Annotated in this window: 4 protein-coding genes; 1 reads left to right on the top strand and 3 read right to left on the bottom strand. The window is 59.3% G+C overall.

Annotation, left to right across the window (positions count from 1 at the left end):
- The 3 genes from AC1D1X_RS20765 to AC1D1X_RS20755 form a co-directional block, all read right to left on the bottom strand.
- Positions 1 to 362: DUF2237 family protein (locus AC1D1X_RS20765; protein WP_477699056.1), on the bottom strand; the 362-nt coding region annotated here is incomplete at its 3' end.
- Positions 363 to 399: 37 nt separating this feature from the next.
- Entirely contained in the window at positions 400 to 1,317 is a 918-nt protein-coding gene (locus AC1D1X_RS20760) for an SPFH domain-containing protein (protein ID WP_477649893.1), read from the bottom strand.
- A gap of 10 nt (positions 1,318 to 1,327) precedes the next feature.
- Positions 1,328 to 1,753 (bottom strand): NfeD family protein, encoded by a 426-nt coding sequence (locus tag AC1D1X_RS20755; protein ID WP_477671663.1) that lies wholly within the window; start codon positions 1,751 to 1,753, stop codon positions 1,328 to 1,330.
- A 199-nt stretch (positions 1,754 to 1,952) separates the two neighbouring features.
- Between AC1D1X_RS20755 and AC1D1X_RS20750 the strand changes: the two genes are divergently transcribed.
- Positions 1,953 to 2,489: Orn/Lys/Arg decarboxylase N-terminal domain-containing protein (locus AC1D1X_RS20750; protein WP_477699055.1), on the top strand; the 537-nt coding region annotated here is incomplete at its 3' end.

Here is a 2,489-nt window from a genome sequence, read left to right as displayed (position 1 = left end):
CCCTGGAACCGGTGCTTTTCCAGCAGGGCCAGGGAGACGAATTCCAGCGCCTTGCTGTGCGTCGACTCCAGCACGACAGGCGGCGCAAAGCCGGCCTCCAGCGCTTCGCGCCAGCGGTTGGCACACAGGCACCAGCGGTCATTCGGCTGAAGGCCCGCAAAGCGGTACGCAGGCTGCGGCGTGGAAAGATCGTTGCCGCGGCTGGCGGAAAAAGCCAGAAATTCACGCGTGACGCGAACGCATACCAGGTGGGACCCCGCATCCGACGCATCCGTGTTGCAGCAACCGTCACGAAAGTAGCCGGTCAGCGGATCATAGGAGCAGGGCACCAAATCCGTGCCCAGTACATTTTTTGCGCTCATGGGTGCGTTCACGTGCTGTCGGCAAAAAAGCCCGTCGTCACACCTTGTTGGCTTGCACCATCTTCATGGCCGAGCTGATGAGGGCGGTGACTTCCGTCATGTTGCTGGGTACCACCAACGTGGTTTTGGCGTCCCTGGCTACCTTGGAATAGGCGTCAACCGCCTGTTCGGCCACCTTGAGCTGAACGGCCTGTTCGCCGCCGGGCTGGCGGATTGCGGCCGCGACCATTTCGATGGCTTTTGCATTGGCGTCGGCAACGGCCATGATGGCGGCGGCTTCACCTTGGGCGTTGTTGATGGCAGCCAGTTTTTCGCCTTCCGAGCGGGCAATGAAGGCTTCACGTTCGCCGGTGGCGATATTGATCTGCTCCTGGCGGCGGCCTTCGGAAGCAGCGATCAGAGCCCGCTTCTCACGCTCTGCCGTAATTTGCGACTGCATGGCATGCAGAATCTCTTTGGGGGGCGTCAAGTCCTTGATTTCGTAGCGCAGGACTTTCACACCCCAGTTCAGGGCGGCCTCGTCAATGGCGGCAACAACCTGCGCATTGATGATGTCGCGTTCTTCAAAGGTCTTGTCGAGTTCGAGCTTGCCGATCACGGAACGCAGGGAGGTCTGCGCCAGTTGCGTGACAGCCACGATGTAGTTGGATGAGCCGTAGCTGGCCCGCATCGGGTCCGTGACCTGGAAATACAGGATGCCGTCGACCTGCAGCTGCGTGTTGTCGCGGGTAATGCAAACCTGGCTGGGAACGTCAAGCGGGATTTCCTTCAGGCTGTGCTTGTAGGCGACGCGGTCAATAAAGGGAACCAGGAAGTTGAGGCCCGGCGTCAGGCTTGCGTGATATTTACCCATACGTTCGATGACCCAGGCATTTTGCTGGGGAACGAATTTGACGGCGCGGATGACGAAGATGACCGCGACGATGAGAATAATGAGTGCTACATAAGATGACATGGTGATTCCCTCAGATTTTTTCTACGACCAATTTGCTGCCAATAACTTCCCGAATACGGTGGGCGCCCGCCGAAGGCGTGCCATCAACCGCCTGAACAACCGCCCATTGCGCGCCGCGGTAGCGTACGAGCGCCGTGCCGTCCGCTTGCCAGTCATCGACCTGTACCGTTTCACCAATATCCATGTTGACGTCCGGATTGGTTCCTGCCGATAACGCCTTGGGCCCCCGACCCCGAATGAAATGGGTAACGCCCACGGTGGCCGAGCCGACAACGGCCGCCGTAACGAGTTGCAGGGCCGTCGAGGCGCCCAAATGAGCGGCAATTGCAGCGGCTGCCAAGCCTACCGCGATCATCAGCAGGTAAAAAGTTCCGGTTACCAGCTCCACCGCGACTGCCGTACCTGCCAGCAGCCACCAGATAGTCGATTCACTCATGCATCCTCCTTTTGTCGGTCATCCGCTACATTTTGGGGCAATTAGACCCCAAGGCAAGCGTAGCGCAACAATATGTCCTTACACTTCGCTGCTTGGAAAAAGCTTCCTCTCACCGCCCGGGCTCAACCTGTCTATGCCCTTTGAGCGTTTCCCATGCCCTCCGACAGGTTCAGGGCGACCATGAACTCCAGCCCAAGCCATGAAATTCCGCTTTCCCATCGTCATCATCGACGAAGACTTCCGCTCCGAGAACACCTCCGGTCTGGGCATCCGTGCGCTGGCGCAAGCCATTGAAACCGAGGGCTTCGAAGTCCTGGGGGTGACCAGTTACGGCGACCTCTCGCAGTTCGCCCAGCAGCAAAGCCGGGCCAGCGCCTTCATTTTGTCGATTGACGACGAGGAGTTTTCGCCAGGCCCCGACCTCGACCCGGCCGTGCTCAACCTGCGCACCTTTATCGAGGAAGTACGCCGCAAGAACCTGGATGTGCCGATTTACGTCTATGGCGAGACCAAGACCTCGCGCCACATCCCCAACGACATCCTGCGTGAACTGCACGGCTTCATCCACATGTTYGAGGACACGCCCGAGTTCGTGGCGCGCCACATCCTGCGGGAGGCCAAGAGCTACCTGGAAGGCGTGCAGCCGCCGTTTTTCAAGGCACTGCTCGACTATGCCGAAGACGGTTCCTATTCCTGGCACTGCCCGGGCCAYTCGGGCGGCGTTGCTTTCCTGAAA

This window comes from Polaromonas sp. P1_G4, from assembly GCF_056405475.1.
Note: the sequence above shows the minus strand (reverse complement) of the source record. Positions and strands in the feature narration are given on the sequence as shown.